This window comes from Glutamicibacter sp. MNS18 (assembly GCF_026107515.2).
Taxonomy (GTDB): Bacteria; Actinomycetota; Actinomycetes; order Actinomycetales; family Micrococcaceae; genus Glutamicibacter.
Genome location: NZ_JAPCHW010000004.1, coordinates 47,184 through 69,690, shown reverse-complemented (window position 1 = coordinate 69,690; position 22,507 = coordinate 47,184). Strand labels below are relative to the sequence as shown.

Below are 22,507 nucleotides of genomic sequence, written 5' to 3'. Positions count from 1 at the left end.
CCGACCGGCCACGGCCGCTGCCCGGCAACCGCTTTGTGGAAAGGATCAACGATGACCGAACAGAAGACCATGACCAGCCCCGCATTCCTGGAGCAGCTGCCCGCGAGGCAGTTCATCGCCGGGCAATGGCGCGAAGGCCGCTCATCCAGCAAGCTGGCGACCCGCAACCCGTTCAACGACGAGTTGCTGGCCGAGATCCGTCAGGCTTCCACGGATGACGTGGATGCCGCGTACCAGTCAGCCGCCGAGGCCCAGTCCGGCTGGGCCGCCCTGGCCCCGGCCGCCCGGTCCAAGGTGCTGTCCCGGGCCGCGGACTACCTGCAGGCCAACTACGATGCGCTCATCTCCCTGCTCGTCGCCGAATCCGGGTCCAGCCACCTGAAGTCCACCATCGAGCTATCGGGGACCATCGCCGCGATCCGGGAAGCATCCACCTTCCCCACCCGGGTGCATGGCCAGATCCTGCCCTCCAACTTCCCCGGCAAGGAAAACCGGGTCTACCGTGAGCCCATCGGCGTCGTTTCGGTCATCAGCCCCTGGAACTTCCCGCTGCTGCTCTCGGCGCGCTCCGTCGCCCCGGCCCTGGCCCTGGGCAATACGGTGGTGCTCAAACCCGCCTCCGATACCCCGTTGACCGGAGCACTGGTGTTGGCCAAGGCGTTCGAAACCGCCGGCTTGCCTGCGGGCGCGCTGAATGCCGTGATCGGTTCGGGATCGGAGATCGGGGACCACTTGATCGCCCACCGGACCCCGTCGCTGGTTTCCTTCACCGGTTCCACCCCGGTAGGCCAGAACGTCGGCAGGATCGCCGTGTCCGGGCGACATATGAAACGCGTATCCCTGGAGCTGGGCGGCAACGCCCCGTTCGTGGTGTTGGCCGATGCCGACATCGACGAGGCGGTCAAGGCCGCCGCGCTGGGCAAGTTCCTGCACCAGGGGCAGATCTGCATGGCCATCAACCGGATCATTGTCGAGGCCCCGGTCTACGACGAGTTCGTGGACAAGTTCGCCGCGCAGGCCAAGGCACTGGCCTACGGGGATGCGGCGAATCCCAAGACCCTGGTTGGCCCGATCATCAACGATGCGCAGCTGGCCTCGGTGACAGCCAAGATCGAACGTGCCCGCGCCGAGGGCGCCCGAGAGGTCCTCTCCGGGCAGATCGTCGGCCGGGTGGTGCCCCCTCATGTGTTCGCCGAGGTCACCGACCGGATGGAGCTGTTCCGTGAGGAGATCTTCGGCCCGGTGGTCGGGATCAGCAGGGCCGCCGACGAGGAGCACGCCCTGGCACTGGCCAATGACACCGAGTTCGGACTGTCCTCGGCGGTCTTCACCTCCGACCTGGACAAGGGGGTACGTTTCGCACGCGGAATCAAGGCCGGCATGACGCATGTCAACGACATCACCGTGAACGACGAACCGCACGTGATGTTCGGCGGGGAGAAGAACTCCGGGCTCGGGCGTTTCAACGGCGAATGGGCCATCGAGGAGTTCACCACCGACCATTGGGTGGGGATCCAGACGACCAGGAAGCAGTACCCGTTCTAGACCCGTTCTAGACATCAGTGGGCCCCGGACCGGCTGCGTCCGGTGCCCGGATGCCCCTACCGGCACCGTCCCGGCAAGGCCGTGCGTCTCCAGGACCGGTGCGGTGACGTCCCTTGGCACAATACGTGAAAGCCGTCCCCGGAGCCTTCAAAACCCAAGCCGGTGCCCGGTAACGAAAGTCGTTACCGGGCACCGGCTTGGGTTTTCTAAAGGTGGTCGCGGGGAACCGGACGGGAAGCCTAGTCCTCGTCTTCCTCGTCGTACTCCTCGTAGTCCTCGTCATCGTCCATCAGGTCGGCATACGAGTCGTTGATGTACTCGACCATCATTTCGCGCACTTCCAGCGGCACGAAGGCGGCCTCGGCGGCGTTCAAGGTCAGATCCAGCAGGTCTTCCAGGTCGTAGTCGAAGGCTTCGACCAGCAACTCGTACTCATCGGACAGGGTGGTGCCGCTCATCAGGCGGTTGTCCGGGGAGATCGTGACGTTGAACCCGGTCTGCACCAGCAGGTCGATCGGGTGGGACTCGATGCCCTCGCCGAACCCGGCGGTGGCGCCGGTCTGCAGGTTTGACGACGGGCAGATCTCCAGCGGGATTCCGCGTTCGCGGACCCAGTTGGCGACCGTGCCCAGGGAAACCAGGCCGGTATCCTCGTCCACTTCCTCGCCATCGTCATCCACGCCACCGAAGTCGATGGTGATGTCCTCGGCGATACGCACGCCGTGCCCCAGCCGTTGGGCCCGTCCGATCAGGATCGCTTCCTTGATGGATTCGATTCCTGCGGCCTCCCCCGCGTGCACGGTGGTCGGGAAGAAGTTCTCGGCCAGCAGGTCGAAGGCGTCGGCCATCCGCGAGGGAGGGAACCCGTCCTCGGCACCGGCAATGTCGAAACCGACCACGCCCTTGCCGCGATGGCGCAAGGCCAGTTCGGCGATCTCCTTACCACGGTCGGCATGGCGCATGGCGGTCACCAGCTGGCCAACCTGGATCAGGTGACCGTCCTCGGTCAACCGTTCGGTGGCCTCGTCCAGCCCCTCCTGGACCGCTTCCACGGCCTCGTCCAGGCTCAGGCCCTTGGCCAGGTGCTGTTCCGGCGCCCAACGCACCTCGCCGTAGATGACCCCGTCGGCCACCAGGTCCTCGACGAATTCGCTGGCCACGCGCTTGAGCCCCTCGCGGGTCTGCATGACGGCGATGGTGTGGTCAAAGGTTTCCAGATAGCGTGGCAGCGAGCCGGAGTCCGCGGACTCGCGGAACCATTGGCCCAACGATTCCGCATCGGCGGCCGGCAGTTCATGCCCGACCTCGGCAGCTAGCTCGATGATGGTCTGCGGGCGCAGTCCGCCATCCAGGTGGTCGTGGAGGGAAATTTTGGGCAGATCGCGGAAGTCGAATTCGGGATCATAGGCAAGATGAATCAGTTCTTCAGTCACACTGTTGAGCCTAGTCGCAAAACAGGCTGACAGATAGCCACCACGGCTGAAGTTCTGGACACATCTTCTCGACGTCTACCGATGCCGGAGGTTAATTCTCTCAGAGATCACCCGGCGGCACGGTTTCCGGTACTTTTCCCGGCCCCTCACCGCGCTCGGCGGCCAATTGGCGCAGTTTTCGGCGGTGGACGGCGTCGAGCACCTTGCTCACGATCCGGTCGATGATGAAACCGAGCACCACCGCGATCACCACGGAGACCAACACGCCGATCAACTTGTTGTCCGAGAGCCAGTTCCCGGCCAAGGCCCCGATGCCCACCGAGTAGGCGCCCCAGGTGATGCAGCCGATGACGTCGAAGAAGGTGAAGCGCTGGTAGGAGTACCGGGTTGCCCCTGCCGTCAGGTTCACCGCGACACGGCCCAGCGGGATATAGCGGGCGGTGAAGATCAACAGCGCACCGGAGGTCTCCAGCTTGCGGGCGGCGAAATCCAGGATCCGTTTGGCCCGCCCCTTCTGCATCCAGGCGTATTGCCGGTAGCCGACGCCACGGCCGATGCGGAAGGTGATCTGGTCCCCGATGATGGCCCCGGAGACCCCGATCAGGAAAATCAGGAACAGGTTCGGGCTTCCGGTACTGACCCCGACCGCTGCCAGCGATACCAGGAACGTTTCGGAGGGAACCACCGGGAAAATCCCGTCAATCAGGCAGAAGGCGAACAGCAACGGCAGGATCCACCATGCGGTGGCTGCCTGCACAATCGCTTCGTTGACCAACTCCATGGGTGCGCACGTCGCTTCCTTGCTGCGCGCGGGGCTCGGATCCGCGCTCTTGTTCCATTCTCTCCCAGAGCCCGGTGCCAGCGCACCCTCCGAGGGTAGTGTTTCGTGCCCACGAAGCTGCGACCCGGGGATGAGTTAACCGGTTCAACGGCTCGTGGCGGTTCGAGGTTCCCGGTAACGCTGTCCTCCGCGGTGCGCCCCTGTGCCGGCCGCCGAACTCCGGTCGGGCCTGCCAAAAAGGTGGCAAGCCGCCCCGGCAGCATCCGCAGCGGCTTGTCACCTCGGAGAACTAGTTCACGGCGATACGGTCCAGGATCAACCGGGTATCGGCCCGGTCGCCGTCGGCACCGATAACTAGCGACTTCTCCACCAGCGTCGCAGCCCGCTCGATCTTTTCCGGGGTGTCGGTCAGCAGGGTCGCGACCGGTTGCCCACGTCGCACCAGGGCACCGGGCTTGACATGTAGTTTCACTCCGGCGGCGGCCTGCACGGCATCCTCCTTGCGCGCCCGGCCGGCACCGAGGGTCCAGGCGGCCATCCCGATATCCATGGCGTCCAGTTTCAGCACGCTGCCTTCGGCGGGCGCGTAGACGGTATGCGATTCGGTGGCTTGTGGCAGGGCCGCATCCGGGTCCCCGCCCTGGGCGGAGATCATCGCACGCCATTTGTCCATGGCCCGCCCGTCTTCCAGGGCGGCGCGCACGTCGACATCCCTCACCCCGGCTCCGGCGAGCATTTCCTCGGCCAATGCCACGGTCAACTCCACCACGTCCTCGGGCCCACCACCGGCAAGCACCTCCACCGATTCGGCGACCTCGATGGCGTTGCCCGCGGTCAGCCCCAGCGGGGTGTCCATATTCGTCAGCAGGGCCACGGTATTCACCCCGGCGTCGGTACCCAGGTTCACCATGGTCTCGGCCAGCTCGCGGGCATCGGCCTCGTCCTTCATGAACGCCCCGGAACCGACCTTCACATCCAGCACCAGGGTTCCGGTCCCCTCGGCGATCTTCTTGCTCATGATCGAGGAGGCGATCAACGGGATCGCCTCCACGGTGCCGGTCACATCTCGCAAGGCGTAGAGCTTCTTGTCCGCCGGGGCCAGTCCGGTACCCGCGGCGCAGATCACCGCCCCGACCTCGGAGAGCTGGGCGAACATCTCCTCGTTGGACAATGCGGCACGCCACCCGGGAATGGACTCGAGCTTGTCCAGGGTGCCACCGGTGTGCCCCAGCCCGCGTCCGGAGAGTTGCGGGACCGCCACACCGAACACGGCCACCAACGGGGCCAACGGCAGGGTGATCTTGTCCCCCACCCCGCCGGTGGAGTGCTTGTCACTGGTCGCCAACCTGCGGCCGGAAGGGTCGGTTAGGGATGAGAAATCCATGCGTTCACCGGAGTTGATCATCGCGGTGGTCCAGCGGGAGATTTCCGCCCGGTTCATCCCGTTCAGGAAGATCGCCATGTTCAGGGCCGCCATCTGTTCCTCGGCGATGACCCCGCGGGTGTAGGCATCGATGGTCCAGTCGATCATCTCGGGTCCCAGCACCCCGCCATCGCGTTTGGTGCGGATGACCTGGACTGCGTCGAATGCTTCGATTGCCATTGGCTGGCCTTTCATGGTTGGCGACTGAGGTTGTGTGGACCGAAGGCGTCGGGGAGCAACTGGTCGATACCCACGACCCCGTTGGCGGTCTTGATCCGCAGGTCCGGCCCGCGGTGTTCGTAGAGCAACTGGCGGCAGCGTCCGCAGGGAGTGATCAGTTGCGCCGTTTCGCCCTGCAGCCCGCCGTAGCAGACGAAGTGGCTCAGCGTCCCGCCGCCGGTGGCGAACAGTTCACCGACCATCGAGCATTCGGCACACAGGGTGACCCCGTAGGCGGCGTTCTCGATATTGCATCCGGAGACCACCCGGCCCTCCCCGGTCAGCGCTGCGGCCCCGACCCGGAAGTTCGAGTAGGGCACATATGCGTTCTCCAGGGCGGCCAGCGCCGCGGCGCCGAGCCGTGGCCACAGTTCTGACTCGTCCATGCTCACTCCTTGGTATACGGTTCACCGACCGCGGCCGGTCCCCGCGAGCGTCCCACCAGACCGGCCACCGCGAAGATCGTGACCAGGTAGGGCATCATCGCCATGAACTGGCTGGGCACCGGGGTGCCGATGATGGTGAGGGTCACCTGCAGGTTGTCGGCGAAGCCGAAGAGCAGCGCGGCCATGAACGCGCCAATCGGGTTCCAGCGCCCGAAGATCACCGCGGCCAGGGCGATGAAGCCGCGCCCGCCGGAGATCTCCTTGGTGAAGGAGTCGATGGCCACCAGGGTGAAGAACGAGCCGCCGATGCCGGCGACGATGCCGCCCAGGGTCACGTTCCAGAAACGCATCACATTGACCTTGATACCCAGGGTGTCCGCGGCCTTCGGGTGTTCACCCACGGCACGCACCCGCAGGCCCCAACGGGTCTTGTACAGTCCGAACCAGACCAGGAACACCGCAAGGTACATCAGGTAGCCGACCACGGACTGCTTGAACAGGATCGGGCCGATGACCGGGATGGAGCTCAGGCCCGGGATCTCGATGATCGGCAGGCGCCCCGGGGAATTGAACAGGTCCGGGTCGCGCTGCATCACCGTGGTGAACAGGAACCCGGTGATACCGGAGACCAGGACGTTGAGCACCACACCGACGATGATCTGGTTGACCAGGTACTTGATCGAGAACACCGCCAGTACCAGGGAGACCAGCGCACCGGCCAGGCCGGCGGCAACCAGCCCGACAAACGGGTTCCCGGTCATCGAGGCGACAATCGCGGCGGTAAACGCGCCGGCCAGCAACTGGCCCTCGATGGCGATATTCACCACGCCGGAACGTTCGCACAACACCCCTGAGAGGGAACCGAAGACCAGTGGCACAGCCAGCACCACGGCACCGGCCAGCAACGCCGCCAGCGAAATGGTGGTGACATTCGCCCCGGAAACCACCCAGATCAGGAAGGAGAGCACGAACAGCGCCGCAAAGACGATCACGATCCAGCGCTGGGTAACCAGCCCCTGCTTGCGCCGGTACCAGCTGTAGCCCGCGGCGAGCACCAGCAGCACCCCGATAACCAGGTTGCTGGCCTTGCCGGGGAAGACCAGGGTCGGCAGCACAAAGGCATCCCCGGCGGTGGACAGGCGGAAGTTCGCAGCCGCGCTGCTGCCCAGCAAACCGAAGCACACCAGGACAATCACCGCGATGACAGTGAGGAACACCGGCGTCTTCAGCGGTACGGCCGGACGGGTGGGCAATACCGAAGTCGGCAAAGTCTGCGCAGTCATTAGGCACCTGCCATCGTCGTTGCGGAGCGCGTCTTGCGCTTCTTCTTGTTCAACCCGAAAATCGCCTTCACCAGCGGCGGGGCCGCGATGAACAGGACGATCAGCGACTGGACGACCAGCACAATATCGATGGGTGTACCGGTGGAAATCTGCATGTTCACCGCTCCGGCGCGGAAGGCGCCGAAGAGCAGCCCGGCGAAGAAGGTGCCCCAGGGGGTGGAGCGGCCCAGCAACGCCACGGTAATCGCGTCAAAGCCCAGCGAGCCGGCGATGCCGGCGGTGAGCACCTTTTCGGTGCCGGCCACCTGGGCCACACCCGCGGCGCCGGCCAAGGCTCCGGCGATGGCCATCGCCAGGATGGTTGCGCGGGCCACGTTCACCCCGGCGGTCTGCGCGGCGGCCGGGTTATGCCCCACCGCACGCAGTTCGAAGCCGAGGGTCGAACGCTTGAGCAGCCAGGCCACGAAGATGGTCAGCGCGATGGCCATCACGAATCCCAGGTGCAGGCGCGAGCCGGGCAGCGAGGGGAAAACCGCGGAGGAACCAAGGACCGGGGAAATCGGGTTGGTGCTGCCGGGGCGGCGGAACATCTCGGTGTTCATCAGGAAGTCCAGCAGGTACAACGCCACGTAGTTGAACATGATCGTCAGGATGACCTCGTGGGCTCCGGTACGCGCCTTGAGCAGGCCAACCAGTCCGCCCCACAGGGCGCCGCCGATCAAGCCGAAGACAATCACCAGCAGCAGGTGCAACACGATCGGAAGGTTCCAGGCGAATCCGACATAACCGGCCATGGTGGCGCCGATGATGATCTGCCCCTGGGCGCCGATGTTGAACAACCCGGCCCGGAAGGCCAGCGCCACGCCGAGCCCGGCGCAGATCAGCGGGGTGGATACGGTCAACGTCTCCAGGAACGGGGAAAAGCCCTGGGCCGAGTTGTAGATGGATCCGTTGAACAACGCCACATAGGACTGGGTGCCGGCCTTCCACACCGCGGAGAGGAAATCCCCCGGGCGGGCGAAGAAGTATCCGGCGGTCTCGATAACCCGCCGATCGGTGACCGCGATCAGCAGCCCGCCGATCACCAACGCAACGATCACCCCGAGTACCGAGACCAGACCCGGGCCCTGGGTGATCTTGCGGAACAGGTCGTTCTGGGCCTTCGGCGCGGCGACACGTTTGTTCTCGCTCACTGGTCCTCTCCTTCCGTGTGGTGTTGTTCCATGGCTTCCTCGGCCGAAACTCCGGCCATCATCAGACCGAGCACCTCGCGTGGGGTGCCGGCCGGGACGATTCCGTTGATCTTGCCCTTGTAGAGCACCGCGATCCGGTCGGCCAGTTCCATGACCTCATCCAGTTCGGTGGAAACGATCATCACCGGGGTGCCGGCATCGCGTTCGGCCACGATCCGCCGGTGCAGGAACTCGATGGACCCCACATCCACGCCGCGGGTGGGCTGCGAGGCGATGAACAGCTTCAACGGGCGGGACAGCTCCCGGGCCATCACCACCTTCTGCTGGTTGCCACCGGACAGGCTGGAGGCCGGATTCAGCGGGTTGTCGGTACGCACGTCGAAGTCCTGGATCTGCTTGGCGGCATTGCGCTTGACCTCGCCCAGTTTCATCGACAGCCCCTTGGCGAAGGGTGGCCGGTCGTACAGGTCCAGGATCATGTTCTCCTCGATGGAGAATTCCGGGATCAGCCCGTGCACGGACCGGTCCTCCGGAACGAAACCGACCCCGGAACGCAGCACGCTCTTCACGCTGCGCCCGGTCAGTTCCTTGCCCTGCAGCTTCACCGAGCCGCCGGTGACCATCTGGGTGCCCAGGATCGCCTCGGTCAATTCGGTCTGCCCGTTGCCCTGCACCCCGGCCACGGCCAGGATCTCGCCCTGGTGGATGTCGAAGGACACCGAATCCAGGGTGGTGGTTCCCGATTCGTCGATCACCGACAGGTCACGGACCTGGAACGTCGCCTCGCCGGGGACCGCTGCCGCCTTCTGCAGGGATAGCTGCACGGCACGGCCGACCATCAGGTTGGCCAGTTCGGTGGTGTCGGTGGACGGTTCGACACTGCCCACCACCTCGCCGCGGCGGATCACGGTGATCACGTCGGAGACCGCCTTCACCTCGCGCAGCTTGTGCGATATGAAGACGATGGAGGTGCCGTTGGCCTTGAGCTGGCGCATGATTTCCAGCAGCTCATCGGTTTCCTGCGGGGTCAGTACCGCGGTGGGCTCGTCGAGGATCAGCACCTTGGCCTCGCGCACCAGCGCCTTGATGATTTCCACACGCTGCTGTACCCCCACGGGCAGGTCCTCCACCAGCGCGTCGGGGTCAACGTGGAACCCGTACCGGTCGGAGATTTCCCGGATCCGGCGTCGGGTGACCTCCAGGTCCAACACCCCGGCCCCCTTGGTTGCCTCGGCACCCAGGGCCACGTTCTCTGCCACCGTGAATACCGGGATCAGCATGAAGTGCTGGTGCACCATGCCGATGCCCGCGGCCATCGCATCGCCCGGGCCGGAGAACTCCACCGGCTTGTCGTCGACCAGGATTTCACCCTCGGTGGGCTGGTACAGCCCGTAGAGCACATTCATCAAGGTCGACTTGCCGGCGCCATTTTCGCCAAGCAGGCAGTGGATCTGCCTGTCCTCGACAACGAGGTCGATGCCCTTGTTGGCGTAGAAGGAACCGAAGGCCTTGGAAATTCCCCGCAGTTCGAGTTTCACGATCCCACCATCTTTGGTTGTTCGGGTTCAGGGTTGGACACAGTCATGGAGCGCACCCTCCGCACACCGCTCGGGCGGTGAGCGGTGGCACGCTCCATGACGGTTAGGGGTTTGTGGCCCTTAGTTCGGGCTGGCGTCCGATTCGACAACCAGGTCGCCGGAGATGATCGCCTGCTTCAGCGCCTCGACCTCGGCCTTGGTCTCATCGCTGACCTCGGAGTCGAAGTTGTGGAACGGGGCGATATCCACGCCGGTGTTCTTCAGGGTGCCCACGTACGGGGTGGCGTCGAAGTTGCCTGCGACGTCCTGGGTGATCACTTCCTCCACCGCGGTATCCATCGTCTTGATGACCGAGGTGAGCATGATGTCCTTGTAATCCGGTGCGGTTTCGAAGCCGTCGGAGTCGACCCAGATCAGCTTGACGTCCTGGCCTGCGGCTGCGGCCTCGTTCAGGGCCGCGCCCGCGCCACGGCCGACCGGACCGGCGACAGGCATCACGATGTCGGCGCCCTGGCTCAGGAAGGTCTCGGTCACCTGCTTGCCGCGGTCCTGCTTCTCGAAGTCGCCGGTGAAGGTGCCATCCTGCTGCTCCTTGTTCCAACCCAGCAGCTGGACATCCTCGCCCTTGTCCTCGTTGTACTTGGCCACGCCGTCGGCGAAACCGTCCATGAAGATGGTCACGGTCGGGATCTTGATGCCACCGAAGGTGGCGACGGTGCCGGTCTTGCTGGTGGCCGCGGCCACGTATCCGGCCAGGTAGGCCGCCTGCGCCGTGTCGTAGATGATCGGCTTGACGTTCTCGATCGGTTCCTCGTACTGGAAGTCGACGATCGCGAAGTGGTTATCCGGGTTGGCCGCTGCGGCCTCTTCGGTGGCATCGCCCAGCAGGAACCCGATGGTCACGGTCATATCGCACCCTGCATTCATCATGCCCTGCAGGTTGGTGGCGAAGTCGGCGTTGGACTTGGATTCGGCTTCGCGGGTCTGGATGCCCAGGTCCGCCTCGGCGTTCTTCAGCCCACGGTGGGAAGACTCGTTGAATGACTGGTCGTCGAAGCCGCCGGAGTCCGAAACGATGCAGCCGATGTAATCGGAGTTGTCGGCATCGGCGATGCTTTCCTCCGGAGCCTGTCCGCAGGCGGACAGTGCGAGAGCTGAAATGCCGATCATGGCCGCAGCCACACCGGTCTTGCGCGATGCGAAGCGCATGTAAACCTCCATAGAGCGTTACGAGTTAGCCGGGAAGCCAGGCCACTGCAACCCAGCGAAAAACTACTTTGCCGTAACGCTGCGCCAGTGCTAACGATCCCATCGTGTCCATAGCCTATATGAGATCAGGCACAGGCACATCGGCCGAAGGTTACAAACTGGTAACTTCACACCGATTTACGGCAAGCGCTTAACGTCAAAGGCCATGTCAGCTCGTGTTAAGTAAAAAGTCCAAGAAATCCGAAAAAATTTTGCCCCGGTCAGGACGTGAACCCACTAGTCAAGTTCGGCAATGGCGCGCAGGCAGGCGCCGGCCATGACGGCCACACCCACCGTGATCGACCCCTCGTCGGGAATGTAGTCCCCACGGTGCAGATCATAGGTCTCCCCACCCGGTTCACGGGTCCCCAGACGCAACATCGCGCCGGGCACCTTCTCGGTCATCCAGGCGAAGTCCTCGCCGCCCATCGACTGCGGGGTCAGCTCGATGTTCTCCGGGCCGATCTCGAACCGTGCGGCGCTTTCGATCAGCCCGGTCTCGGTGGCGGAGTTCACCACCGGAGGCACACCCCGGGTGTGCTGCAGCTTGATGTCCACGCCATAGGGTGCGGCGACCTGGCGCACGGTGTCGTCGAGCATCTGTCCGGCGGCATGCCAGGCCTCGCCATCCAGGCAGCGCATGGTGCCGGCCAGGTATCCGGTGGCGGGAATGGCGTTCGGGGCGCTGCCCGCGTGGATCTGGCCCCACACCACGGACACGGCCGAGCGCACGTCGATGCGCCGTCCCAGCACGGCAGGGACCTGGGTGGCGATCTGGCTCATCGCGAACACCACGTCCTCGGTCAGGTGCGGACGGGAGGTATGCCCGCCGCGGCCGTCGACCTCGATCCGGATGGTGTCGCTGGCCGAGGTGATCGCCCCGATACGGGTACCAATGGTTCCCACGTCGATCCGCGGATCACAGTGCAACGCCAGGATGCGCGGCACCTCGTCCAGGATGCCCTGGGAGATGACCGACAGCGCGCCGCCGGGCATCTTCTCCTCGGCGGGCTGGAAGATCACCCTGACCCGGCCGTGCAGCAGGCCCTCGTCGTCCAGTTTCTTCAGGGTCAGCGCCACCCCGAGCATCACCGTGGTATGGATATCATGGCCGCAGGCGTGGGCCACGCCGTCGATGGTCGAGGCGTAGTCCAGCCCGGTTTCCTCCAGCACCGGCAGCGCATCGATATCCGCACGCAACCCGATGGCCAGCGGCCCGCTGCCCACCTCGACCCAGGCACCGGTCCCGACCATGGGCACCGGGTCCAGACCCGCTTCGCGCAGCCGGGCCATGATCACCTCGGTGGTGCGGTATTCGGCGAAGGACAGTTCGGGGTTGCGGTGCAGATCGCGCCGGAACTCGACCAGCTGGGGTTCCAACTGCTCAACCCAGGGCTGAACCGAGGGGAGGGTGGCCTTCCGATACTTCACTGTCCGCATCCTACGAAGATACGCGCCGGCCGGCCCGGTTCGATAGTTTGCGCGTAACTTTTCAGCCATTGCCGCAACACAGCACGAAAATGCCCCCGCCGCCAACGGCAGGGGCATCCCGATCGCGGGTTATTCCCCGCGCACCAGTTCGGCGCAGCGTTCACCGATCATCATCACCGTGATGTTCGGGTTCACGGTGACCAGTTCCGGCATCACCGAGGCATCGGCCACACGCAGGCCGCTGACGCCCTTGACACGCAGCTGCGGGTCCAGTGGGCTCATCGCGTCGTCTTCGGCACCCATCCGCACGGTACCGGCCGGGTGGTACACGGTGTTGTGGGTGCGGCGCAGGTAGTCGAAGATCTCCTCGTCGCTTTGCACCTCCCGCCCCGGGAACTGCTCCTCACCGGCCCATTCGGCCATCGGCGACTGGGCGACGATCTCACGCGCCTTGCGGATCCCGAAGGTCATCACCTTTCGATCGTGCCCCTCGGCATCGGTGAAGTAACGCGGATCGACCTTGGGCTTGTCGCGGAAGTCGCAGCTGCGCAGACGCACGGTACCGCGCGATTTGGCGTGGGTGACATTCGGGGTCAGGCAGAAGGTGTTCTCCCCGGTCGGGTACCCCTGGCGCAGGGTGTGCATATCGAAAGGCACCGAACCGTAGTGCATCATCAGATCCGGGCGGTCCAGGCCCTGCCGGGTCGGGGTGAAGATGCCGATCTCCCACCACTGGGTGGAGCCCTGGACCATCGGTTTCTTCGCCTCCCACTGGATGACGCCTTCCGGGTGGTCCTGCAGGTGTTCACCCACACCGGGCGAGTCCACCAGCACCTCGATGCCGACCTCGTTCAGGTGCCCGGCCGGGCCGATGCCCGAGAGCATCAGCAGCTTCGGTGAATCGATGGCCCCGGCCGAAACGATGACCTCGCGGGCCGCCTTCAGGGTGTGGGTTCGGCCGAAGGCGCCGTCCACCACGTCCACCCCGGTGCAGCGCTTGTCCGCGTCGAAATTCAGCTTGCGCGCCTGCAAACCGGTCAGCAGGGTGAAGTTCTCCCGTTCCATGATCGGGTGGATGTAGGACACCGAGGAGGAGGACCGGGTACCGTCCGGGAGGCGGTTGATCTGGAAGAAGTTCGCCCCGTTGACCACGGTCTCGTTGTTGTTGAACCTGGCCCGCGGGATCCCGGCCTGCTCGCAGGCATCCAGGATCGCCACCCCGCAGGGGTCATCGGCCGGAATGTTCATCAACGTCACCGGTCCGCTGTCCCCGTGGTGCGGGGCCTCGGGGCCGGCATCCTGGTTGTTCTCCAGTTTCTTGTACAACCGGTAGGCCATCTGCGAGTTCCATCCGGTGGCGCCGAAGGTGGTTTCCCACTCGTCCAGGTCCTCCCTCGGTGCCCAGAAGGCGATGCAGGAGTTGTGGCTTGAGCACCCTCCCATGACCTTGGCCCGGGAATGGCGCATGAAGGAGTTGCCATTCTCCTGCGGCTCGATCGGGTAGTCCCAGTCGTAGCCGGATTCCAGCAGCTCCATCCAGCGGTCCAGCTGCAAGACCTCATCGATCCCGCGGTCATCGGGACCGGCCTCCACCAGCGCGACGCTCAGTGCCGGGTCCTCGCTGAGCCTGGCCGCCACCGCGGCACCGGCCGACCCGCCACCGATGACGATGTAATCGAATTCGGTGTTTTCAACCTTGTTGACCATTAAGAACTCCCTGTTCCTTACTTCTCGGAGAACCAGCCGGTGACCTGTGGGTCGAGGTTCTGGTAGATGTGTTTGGCTTCCTGGTATTCGCCCAGGCCGGTCGGACCGAGCTCACGGCCCACCCCGGACTGGCCGAAGCCGCCCCATTCGGCCTGGGGCAGGTAGGGGTGGAAGTCGTTGATCCAGACGGTGCCGTGGCGCAGCCGGTTCGCCACCCGCTGGGCGCGTGAGGCATCCTGGCTCCACACGGCACCGGCCAGCCCGTAGATGGTGTCGTTGGCGATCGCCACCGCCTCGTCCTCGGTTTCGAAGGTCTCCACGGTGACCACCGGCCCGAAGGCCTCTTCGGTGACGACGCTCATCCCCTGGCTGACCTGGTCGATCACGGTCGGCAGGTAGAAGTGTCCGGCATCGAGCCCGGCCCCATCGGCATCGGTGGCCGCCCGCCCGCCGCAGCGCACGCGGGCCCCTTCGGCGATTCCGGCCTGCACGTAGGCGTCCACCTTGGCCAGGTGGTCGGCGGAAATCAGCGCACCGGTCTCCGCCTGCTCATCGAACGGACCGCCCAGCCGGATGGCCCGGGCACGGCGCACCAGTTCGTCGACGAACCTCGGCGCAATCGATTCCTCGACCACAATCCGCGCCCCGGCCGAACACACCTGCCCGGAGTGCACAAAGGCACCGTTGAGCGCATTGTCCACGGCGGCGTCGAAGTCCGCGTCGGCGAAGATCACGTTCGGGTTCTTCCCGCCCAGTTCCAGGGCGACCTTCTTCACCGTGCCGGCGGCCGCGGCGGCCACCTTGCGCCCGGTCAGCAGCCCACCGGTGAACGAGACCAGGTCCACCTGCGGATGTTCGGCCAGGATCGCACCGGCTTCGGCCCCGGTACCGGTGACCAGGTTCGCCACCCCGGCCGGCAGCCCGAGCTCATCAAGCACCTCCATCATCAGGATCGAGGTCGATGGGGTCAACTCGGCGGGCTTGAGCACGAACGAGCAACCGGCGGCCAGCGCCGGGGCGATCTTCCAGGCGGCCTGCAACAGCGGGTAGTTCCATGGGGTGATCATCGCCGCCACCCCGACCGGTTCGTAGGCGATCCGGCTGAGAACGTTCGGGTCCCCGGCATCCACCAGGCGTCCGGCGTCGTTTCCGGCCAGCTTGCCGAAGTAGCGGAAGCAGGCGATGATGTCGTCCATATCCAGGCGGGACTCGATGATGCGCTTGCCGGTATCCAGGGTTTCGGCCAGCGCAAATTCCTCCTTGCGTTCGGCCAGCCGGTCCGCGACCTTCAGCAGGAACTCCCCACGCTGTCCTGCAGTGCTACCGGACCAGATTCCGGAGTCGAACGCGCTCCGGGCCGCGGCGATGGCTGCCTCGGAATCGGCCTGTGCCGCCTCGGAAACCAGCGCCACCACTTCCCCGGTGGCCGGACAGCTGATCTGCCGGGTCTTGCCGGAGATCGCCGGAACGAAGGCCCCGTCAATGAACACGGTGGCCCCGCCGCTGAGTCGTTCGTTCATGTTCTTCGGAAGGCTCATGCTTCCTCCTTCGTGGTTGAAATCGGTAGTGAGGTGGTGTCGAAATCCGCTTCCCAGTCGGTTTTGGACACGCCGTTGCCGTTGATCTGGCTGGGCCCGTCGGCATCGGTCTGGGTCTTGAGGAAGGTCATGTGCGCCTCGTACTGGTCCAGCACGTCACTGATCAGCTGGTCCTTGCTCAACCCCATCAGGTCATAGCCGTGGCTGCCTTCCTGGGAGAACACCTCGATGCGGTAGTAGGTGTCGTTGCCCGCCGAGACCCTGGCGTAGCTCGGGACCGGCAGCTGGACCGGGTACACCTGGTACTTGAAGGGACGTTCGGCCCCGTTGGTCACCACCAGGTCCAGCGAGTCCAGGTCCAGGTTGGCCACGGATTCGATGTCCAGTGCGACCTCGGCACCACGGGCGGAGAATTCCTCACCCACCTCGGCCAGCGCCGGACCCACCACATCGCCCAGGTAGCGTTTGGCGGCCCGGTGGCCCGGATAGTTCATCGCCCGGGCCAGACGCTGCTTCCAACTGCGTCGGTCGTTGGGCGATCCGGTCCGGCTGGTCAGGAACTTGTGCATGGTGTGCTTGTAGCTGCTGGCCAGCGCGGATTCCACGCGCAGCGATTTGAACAGCCCCAGCATGATGAACAGCAGCACGAAGGAGAACGGCAGCCCCATGATCACCGTGGCACCCTGCAGGGTCGGCACCCCGCCGACCAGCAGCATACCCAGGGTCAGCAGCCCGGTGGCCACCGACCAGAACAGGCGCACCGGTTTGGAGCCGTCGGATTGCGGATCTGGCAGGTGCGAGGTGAAGTTCGCCATCACCAGTGCCCCGGAGTCGGCGCTGGTGACATAGAACAGCAGCCCGGTAAAGGTGGCCACCGCGGCGGTGATCGGCACCCCGGGATACTGTTCGAGCAGCGTGTAGAACGCCTGCTCCGGGGTGTTCATCGCGACCTCCCCGAAGGCCGCGTTGCCGCCGCGCACGATCGACAGGGCGCTGTTGCCGAAGATCGAGATCCACAGCAGGATGAATGCGAAGGGCACCACCAGGACACCGGTGACGAACTGCCGGATGGTGCGCCCACGGGAGATGCGGGCCAGGAACAGGCCCACGAACGGCGCCCAGGCGATCCACCAGGCCCAGAAGAACAGCGTCCAGCCGTTGAGCCAGTCATCCGGACGGTCAAAGGCGAAGGTGTCCAGGGCCATGGACGGGAAGCGTGCGAGGGTATCTCCGATGTTGGTGATGATCCCATCGAAGAGGAACGCGGTACTGCCGGCGATCAGGACAAAGAGCATCAACGCGATGCACAGCAGCACATTGAGTTCCGAGAGCCGGCGGATGCCCTTTTCCACCCCGGTGAGCACCGAGATGGTGGCCATCAGCACCGCTGCGATGATCAGGATGATCTGCCACAGCGTATTTTCCGGGATGTCGAACATGAAGTTCAGCCCGTAGTTCAGCTGGGCGACGCCGATGCCCAGCGAGGTGGCGATGCCGAAAATCGTACCCAGCATCGCGGCGATGTCCACGGTATGCCCGATCCACCCGTGGATGCGGTCCCCCAGCAGCGGGTAGAGCGCCGACCGGATGGACAGCGGCAGGTTGTGCCGGTAGGCGAAATATCCCAGGGCCAACCCGATCAGGGCATAGAGGCCCCAGCCGAGCAAACCGTAGTGGAACAGGGTCCACACCACGGCCTGGCGGGCGGCCTCCACGGTGGACCCGTCCCCTCGTGGCGGGGCCAGGTACTGGGTAATCGGCTCGGCAACCGAGAAGAACATCAGGTCGATGCCGATGCCGGCGGCGAAGAGCATGGAAGCCCAGGTGAAGAGGTTGAAGGTCGGCCGGGAGTGGTCCGGCCCCAGCCGGGTCTTGCCGACCTTGGAGATCGCCGTGCCGACAACAAAGACCAGTACCGCCACGACAATCAGCGTGTAATACCAGCCAAAGTTCTTTCCGATCCAGGTCACCGCCGCGTTGATGACGAGATCGGCCGAATCCCGGTCGACCATGGCCCACAGCGCGATCGCGATCACCAGCAGTGCCGAGCCGATGAAGACGACCTTGTTGATCCGCGGCCTGGGCGGACCGGCTTCGGGGACCGGTCCCGTGTTCGACATGGGTGGTTCTGGATTACTCATAGCCGTACTCATGCTCTCCGACCCTACCAACGACTATCCGGAATACACCAGACCCGGCCTCGATTCCCTCCGTTCATTCACCTTTCAACCTTATATTTTCCCTAGTCAGAAAGATTCTTATGTACTTTTTGAGAGTTCATGCACGTTCTGTCCGGAGCGGGGCGTCGACCGCCGGTTCCACCGGCATGCACGCGAGGCCCTCCGGCAGCGCTCAACGCCCATCGGCGAAGCCACCCGGTGGAGCCCGACGTACGGTGTGACCAGCGGCTACATGGAATTGCCCATTGCCGGGCACGGTGCATACGATGGCGCCATGCGACCTGTATACCGCGCCTTGGGCGCCCTGACCACGGTCGGCCTGCTGGCTTCGACGCTCACCGCCTGCAGCGCCAGGTCCCCGGATCCGCAACCGGCCGCCGAGGCGCTGGCCGTGGCCCTGGGCTCTGCGGACTTCAGCGGCGTACCGCTGGCCGATGCGCAGTCCCCCGAGGTTGCGGAGGTGGTGCAGGAGGCATTCCGCCGCATGGGGCAGATCCCGCGTACCCACACCCTCGCCTCGATCGCCGCCGATGAAACCGATCAGGACGTGCCAACCGCCACCGCGGTGATCCACACCGTCTGGGACATCGACGACACCGATGAGGACCTGGCCTACGAGACCAGCGCGGTCTTCGAATTCGACGGGGAAACCGAGCAGTGGCAGCTGCGTTTCGATCCGCAGCTGCTGGCCCCGCAACTGTCCGAGGGCGGCTACCTGGCCGCACGGCACACCACCGCCGAGCGCGGCGAGATCCACGGGGCCGATGGCCAGGTGCTGGTTACCAACCGGCCGGTGGTCCGCGTCGGACTGGACAAGTCGCACCTGGAACCCGACCTCTGGGAGGGATCGGCCCGCGCCCTGGCCGAACTGGTGGGGATCGATGCCGACGCCTATGCCGAGCGCGTCGCCGCGGCCGGGCAGAAGGCCTGGGTCGAGGCAATCGTGCTGCGTGATGATGCCGACCGTGAGATCGGCAATGACCGGATCGCCACCATCGCCGGCGCCACGGTGCAGCAGGACGAACTCCCGCTGGCCCCCACTAGGGGTTTCGCCCGGCCACTGCTGGGCACCGTCGGGCAGGCCACCGCCGAAATCATCGAGAAATCCGAGGGGAGCATCCAGGCCGGGGAGCAGGTCGGGCTCTCCGGATTGCAGGCCACCTACAACTCCACCCTGGCCGGAACCCCGGGCACCACAATCACCCGCAACTCCGCAACCCACGAAGTCCAGGACGAGCTGTTCAGCTCCTCCCCCGTACCGGGCACGGACCTCGAATTGACATTGGACCGTGAACTGCAGGAACTGGCCGATACCCTGGTGGCAGATGCCCAGGCCCCGGCCGCCTTGGTCGCCATCCGCCCGTCCGACGGCTCGGTGCTGGCTGTGGCTTCCGGCCCGGAATCCAGCGGATACAACACCGCCCTGCTGGGACAATACGCCCCGGGTTCCACCTTCAAGGTGGTTTCGGCCCTGGCCATGCTGCGCGCCGGGGCCACTGCCGAGACGGCAGTGGACTGCCCCGCCACCACGACCGTGGACGGCAAGTCCTTCAAGAACTACGACGGCTACCCCGCCGGGTCGTTGGGGCGGATCGAATTACGCGAGGCGGTGGCCCAATCGTGCAACACCGTCTTCGTCAACGCCGGGGCCGAACTCGGAGCACCAGCGCTGGCAGAAGCCGCCGCGGCATTGGGTCTGACCGCCGCGGACAGCAGTGGCGCCGGGGCCTTTACCGGCTCGGTCCCCTCCGATTCCAGCGGTACCGAGCTGGCCGCCAACATGATTGGCCAGGGCGTGGTGCAGTCCTCCACCCTGGGCATGGCCACCGTGGCCGCGTCGGTGGCTGCCGGGCATACCGTCAACCCGCAGCTGGTTCTGGAAACCAACGACGAGCCGGAGCCAGCCGACACCGCGCCGGCCGACTCCGCCGCGGCCCCCAAGGGGAACAGCCTGGCTGCCGATGAGGCCGAGGCGCTGGCGCTCATGATGCGCGAGGTCGTTCGCAGCGGCACGCTGACGCTGCTTGATGACCTGCCCGGGGACGAGGTCATCGGCAAGAGCGGCACGGCCGAATACGATGCGGACCGCAATGCCCACGCCTGGACCATTGCCGCCCAGGGGGACCTGGCCATCGCGGCCTTCGTGGAAGACGGCAGCGGCGGGGCCCAAACCGCCGGACCCCTGGTGCGCGACTTCCTGAGCGGACTGCCGCGCTAGCCTGCCTCCGGCCGCCAACACGGCCCGGTGGAACACTGCCAGAAAACGCAAGGCCCCCGAAGCCGGACTTCGGGGGCCTTGCACATGCTGCGGGGAACGGCAGCTCAGAGCACGTCGGTTTCGCCGTCGCGTTTGAGCATCTCCACGGTGGTTTTCACCTGCTGGGCATGTTCCTTGGTGGTCACCAGCAAGGCATCGGCGGTATCCACCACGATCACGTCGTCGATGCCGATCAGCGCCACCACCCGCGGGATGTCCCCGTAGACCACGCCGCTGGCGTTGTCCGAGTAGACCCGGGCCTTGTCACCCAGGACGATCACCCCGGTCTCCTCACTGGCCTTGTTCAACCGGCCGATGGCCGCGAAATCGCCCACATCATCCCAGTTGAACACCCCGGGAATCACTGCCACGTCCCCGGCGGCGGCCGCCGGTTCGGCCACCGCGTAGTCGATCGCGGTCTTGGGCAGATCCGGCCACACCTGGGCCATGACCTCTTCGCGCCGATCCGTGTCCCAGGCCTCGGCTATACGCATCAGCCCGGCGTGCAACGCCGGTTCGTTGGCTTCGAGGTGCTTGAGCATCAGGGAGACCGGTGCCACGAACATCCCCGCATTCCACAGGAACCCGCTGGCCAGGTACTGGCGGGCGGTATCCGCATCCGGTTTCTCGACGAACTGCCCGACCGCCCGGGCGCTCGGTGCCCCGGGCACATCCAACGGCAACCCGGTCTGGATGTACCCGAACCCGGTGGACGGATGCGTCGGATGGATTCCGATGGTCACGATCTTGCCGGTGGCCGCGGTATGGATGGCCTCGCGCACCGCTTCCTGGAACACCTCTACCGGTCCGATAACCTGGTCGGCGGCGAAGGAACCCATGATGATCTCGGGATTCCGGCGGTAGAGGATCGCCGCAGCCAGGCCGATGGCCGCGGCCGAATCACGGGGCTCGGGTTCCAGCACCAGATTCTCGTCCTGGATCTCGTTGAGCTGGTTCAGTACCGCCCGGCGATGGGCTCGGCCGGTCACCACCATGATCCGCTGCCCGGCCAGCGGAACCAGCCGGTCATAGGTGGCCCGGATCAAGGTGGAACCGGAACCGGTCAGATCGTGCAGGAACTTGGGGGCCGAGGCCCGGGAAAGGGGCCACAATCTTGTCCCGACGCCGCCGGCCGGAATCACGCCATGGAAACGCGCTAGAAGGTCTTCATTCACATCAGACACACTAGTTCATCGGATGGGCAAAACCCGGACTTCAGAGTTGGATTTTGGACACAAATTAGGCAAGATTAAGAGAAATTAGAACATCTGCAAATGCCCTAATTGCCGCGTAATGACGGTGATTCAGCGCAATATTGCACCCGTACGGTGAACATGCTCACACAAAATAAACAGAAGATAGAAGACAGTGCCTGAAGTGGTCTAGACTCGCACAAGGAACGCTCGCACAAGTGCGTCACATCTCATTGTGTGCAAGATACACATGCGCCGTTGCGAGTCTTGGAGGTTTAGTTCAGTGTCGAAGACTTCGTCAGGCACCCTCTACCGCGGCCGTGAGGGCATGTGGTCATGGGTGGGACACCGAGTCACCGGTGTCGTTATTTTCCTTTTTCTTTTAGTGCATGTACTTGATACTGCATTGGTCCGCGTCGATGCCAGCGCATATGACGCCGTCATCGCCACTTATAAAAACCCGCTGATGGCCCTCGGTGAAACCGGTCTGGTTGCCGCCATCCTCTTCCACGCCTTCAACGGCCTTCGGTTGATCCTGGTGGATTTCTGGAAGCAGGGCACCAAGTACCAGCGCCAGCTGCTCTGGGGCGTTTTGGGCGTCTGGGCCGTGGTGTTCGCCGCTTTCACCATCCGTCACCTGTCGCTTGCTTTCGGAGGTCACTAAGCCATGAGTGTTGATATTCAAGCTCCCCGTAGCCAGCGCATGGACCCCAAGTACGTTCGTGGTCCGAAGTCGCGTGGCAACTTCGAAATGCTCGCTTGGCTGTTCATGCGCCTGTCCGGCGTCGTGCTGGTCGTGCTGATTTTCGGTCACCTCTTCGCCAACCTGCTGGTCGGCGAAGGTGTCAACGGGCTGTCCTTCGGCTTCGTGGCCGGCAAGTGGGCCTCACCGGTCTGGCAGTTCTGGGACCTGGCGCTGCTTTGGCTGGCGATGCTGCACGGCACCAACGGCGTGCGCACCATCATCAACGACTACGCCGAGAAGCACGCGACCCGCACCTGGCTCAAGGGAATCCTGTACGTCGCGACGATTTTCATCATCGTCCTGGGTTCGCTGGTGATCTTCACCTTCGACCCATGCGTGACCAACAGCCCGCTGCCACAGTGCGCCTAAGCGCTCAACAGCTATAGATTTTTCTAGAGAAGAGAGCA

At 64.8% G+C, this 22,507-nt stretch carries 17 protein-coding genes; 4 read left to right on the top strand and 13 right to left on the bottom strand.

Features of this window, described 5'->3' with window-relative positions; all coding sequences use genetic code 11:
* Nucleotides 1–51: 51 nt before the first annotated feature.
* A complete protein-coding gene (locus tag OK351_RS06040) occupies nucleotides 52–1,545 on the top strand; it encodes an aldehyde dehydrogenase family protein (protein ID WP_265156857.1) in 1,494 nt (497 codons plus the stop codon).
* A 239-nt stretch (nucleotides 1,546–1,784) separates the two neighbouring features.
* On the opposite strand, the gene OK351_RS06035 is transcribed toward OK351_RS06040, so the two are convergent.
* From OK351_RS06035 to betT, 12 genes are all read right to left on the bottom strand, one after another.
* The gene (locus OK351_RS06035; protein WP_265156855.1) at nucleotides 1,785–2,978 is read right to left on the bottom strand and encodes an adenosine deaminase; all 1,194 of its coding nucleotides are present in this window, start codon (nucleotides 2,976–2,978) and stop codon (nucleotides 1,785–1,787) included.
* Between the two features lie 100 nt (nucleotides 2,979–3,078).
* Complete coding sequence (locus tag OK351_RS06030; protein ID WP_265156853.1) at nucleotides 3,079–3,759, bottom strand: DedA family protein; 681 nt, start codon at nucleotides 3,757–3,759, stop codon at nucleotides 3,079–3,081.
* Between the two features lie 289 nt (nucleotides 3,760–4,048).
* Nucleotides 4,049–5,362 (bottom strand): thymidine phosphorylase, encoded by a 1,314-nt coding sequence (locus OK351_RS06025; protein ID WP_265156851.1) that lies wholly within the window; start codon nucleotides 5,360–5,362, stop codon nucleotides 4,049–4,051.
* A gap of 11 nt (nucleotides 5,363–5,373) precedes the next feature.
* Entirely contained in the window at nucleotides 5,374–5,787 is a 414-nt protein-coding gene (locus OK351_RS06020; protein ID WP_265156849.1) for a cytidine deaminase, read from the bottom strand.
* A 2-nt stretch (nucleotides 5,788–5,789) separates the two neighbouring features.
* Nucleotides 5,790–7,070, bottom strand: a complete 1,281-nt coding sequence (locus tag OK351_RS06015) for an ABC transporter permease (RefSeq protein ID WP_265156847.1) — start codon at nucleotides 7,068–7,070, stop codon at nucleotides 5,790–5,792.
* A complete protein-coding gene (locus OK351_RS06010; protein WP_265156845.1) occupies nucleotides 7,070–8,263 on the bottom strand; it encodes an ABC transporter permease in 1,194 nt (397 codons plus the stop codon). The genes OK351_RS06015 and OK351_RS06010 overlap by 1 nt, the downstream gene beginning before the upstream one ends.
* The gene (locus OK351_RS06005) at nucleotides 8,260–9,801 is read right to left on the bottom strand and encodes an ABC transporter ATP-binding protein (RefSeq protein ID WP_265156843.1); all 1,542 of its coding nucleotides are present in this window, start codon (nucleotides 9,799–9,801) and stop codon (nucleotides 8,260–8,262) included. Before OK351_RS06005 ends, OK351_RS06010 begins: the two co-directional genes overlap by 4 nt.
* A gap of 120 nt (nucleotides 9,802–9,921) precedes the next feature.
* Complete coding sequence (locus OK351_RS06000) at nucleotides 9,922–11,010, bottom strand: BMP family lipoprotein (protein ID WP_265156841.1); 1,089 nt, start codon at nucleotides 11,008–11,010, stop codon at nucleotides 9,922–9,924.
* 276 nt (nucleotides 11,011–11,286) lie between these two features.
* A complete protein-coding gene (locus OK351_RS05995; RefSeq protein ID WP_371931385.1) occupies nucleotides 11,287–12,489 on the bottom strand; it encodes an amidohydrolase in 1,203 nt (400 codons plus the stop codon).
* Nucleotides 12,490–12,609: 120 nt separating this feature from the next.
* A complete protein-coding gene (locus OK351_RS05990; protein ID WP_265156837.1) occupies nucleotides 12,610–14,187 on the bottom strand; it encodes a GMC family oxidoreductase in 1,578 nt (525 codons plus the stop codon).
* Between the two features lie 17 nt (nucleotides 14,188–14,204).
* Nucleotides 14,205–15,725, bottom strand: a complete 1,521-nt coding sequence (locus tag OK351_RS05985) for an aldehyde dehydrogenase family protein (RefSeq protein WP_265156835.1) — start codon at nucleotides 15,723–15,725, stop codon at nucleotides 14,205–14,207.
* The gene (gene betT, locus OK351_RS05980; protein ID WP_265156833.1) at nucleotides 15,722–17,845 is read right to left on the bottom strand and encodes a choline BCCT transporter BetT; all 2,124 of its coding nucleotides are present in this window, start codon (nucleotides 17,843–17,845) and stop codon (nucleotides 15,722–15,724) included. The genes OK351_RS05985 and betT overlap by 4 nt, the downstream gene beginning before the upstream one ends.
* A gap of 334 nt (nucleotides 17,846–18,179) precedes the next feature.
* On the opposite strand from betT, the gene OK351_RS05975 reads away from it, so the two are divergent.
* Nucleotides 18,180–20,123, top strand: coding sequence for a penicillin-binding transpeptidase domain-containing protein (locus tag OK351_RS05975; RefSeq protein ID WP_265156831.1), 1,944 nt, complete (start codon nucleotides 18,180–18,182; stop codon nucleotides 20,121–20,123).
* 104 nt (nucleotides 20,124–20,227) lie between these two features.
* Here OK351_RS05975 and OK351_RS05970 read toward each other — a convergent pair whose 3' ends face one another.
* Nucleotides 20,228–21,337: a mannose-1-phosphate guanylyltransferase gene (locus OK351_RS05970; RefSeq protein ID WP_265156829.1), complete on the bottom strand. Its 1,110-nt coding sequence runs from the start codon at nucleotides 21,335–21,337 to the stop codon at nucleotides 20,228–20,230.
* Between the two features lie 301 nt (nucleotides 21,338–21,638).
* On the opposite strand from OK351_RS05970, the gene sdhC reads away from it, so the two are divergent.
* Both sdhC and OK351_RS05960 read left to right on the top strand, forming a co-directional pair.
* Nucleotides 21,639–22,019: a succinate dehydrogenase, cytochrome b556 subunit gene (gene sdhC, locus OK351_RS05965; RefSeq protein ID WP_265156827.1), complete on the top strand. Its 381-nt coding sequence runs from the start codon at nucleotides 21,639–21,641 to the stop codon at nucleotides 22,017–22,019.
* A gap of 3 nt (nucleotides 22,020–22,022) precedes the next feature.
* Nucleotides 22,023–22,469: a succinate dehydrogenase hydrophobic membrane anchor subunit gene (locus OK351_RS05960; RefSeq protein WP_265156825.1), complete on the top strand. Its 447-nt coding sequence runs from the start codon at nucleotides 22,023–22,025 to the stop codon at nucleotides 22,467–22,469.
* Nucleotides 22,470–22,507 lie beyond the last annotated feature (38 nt).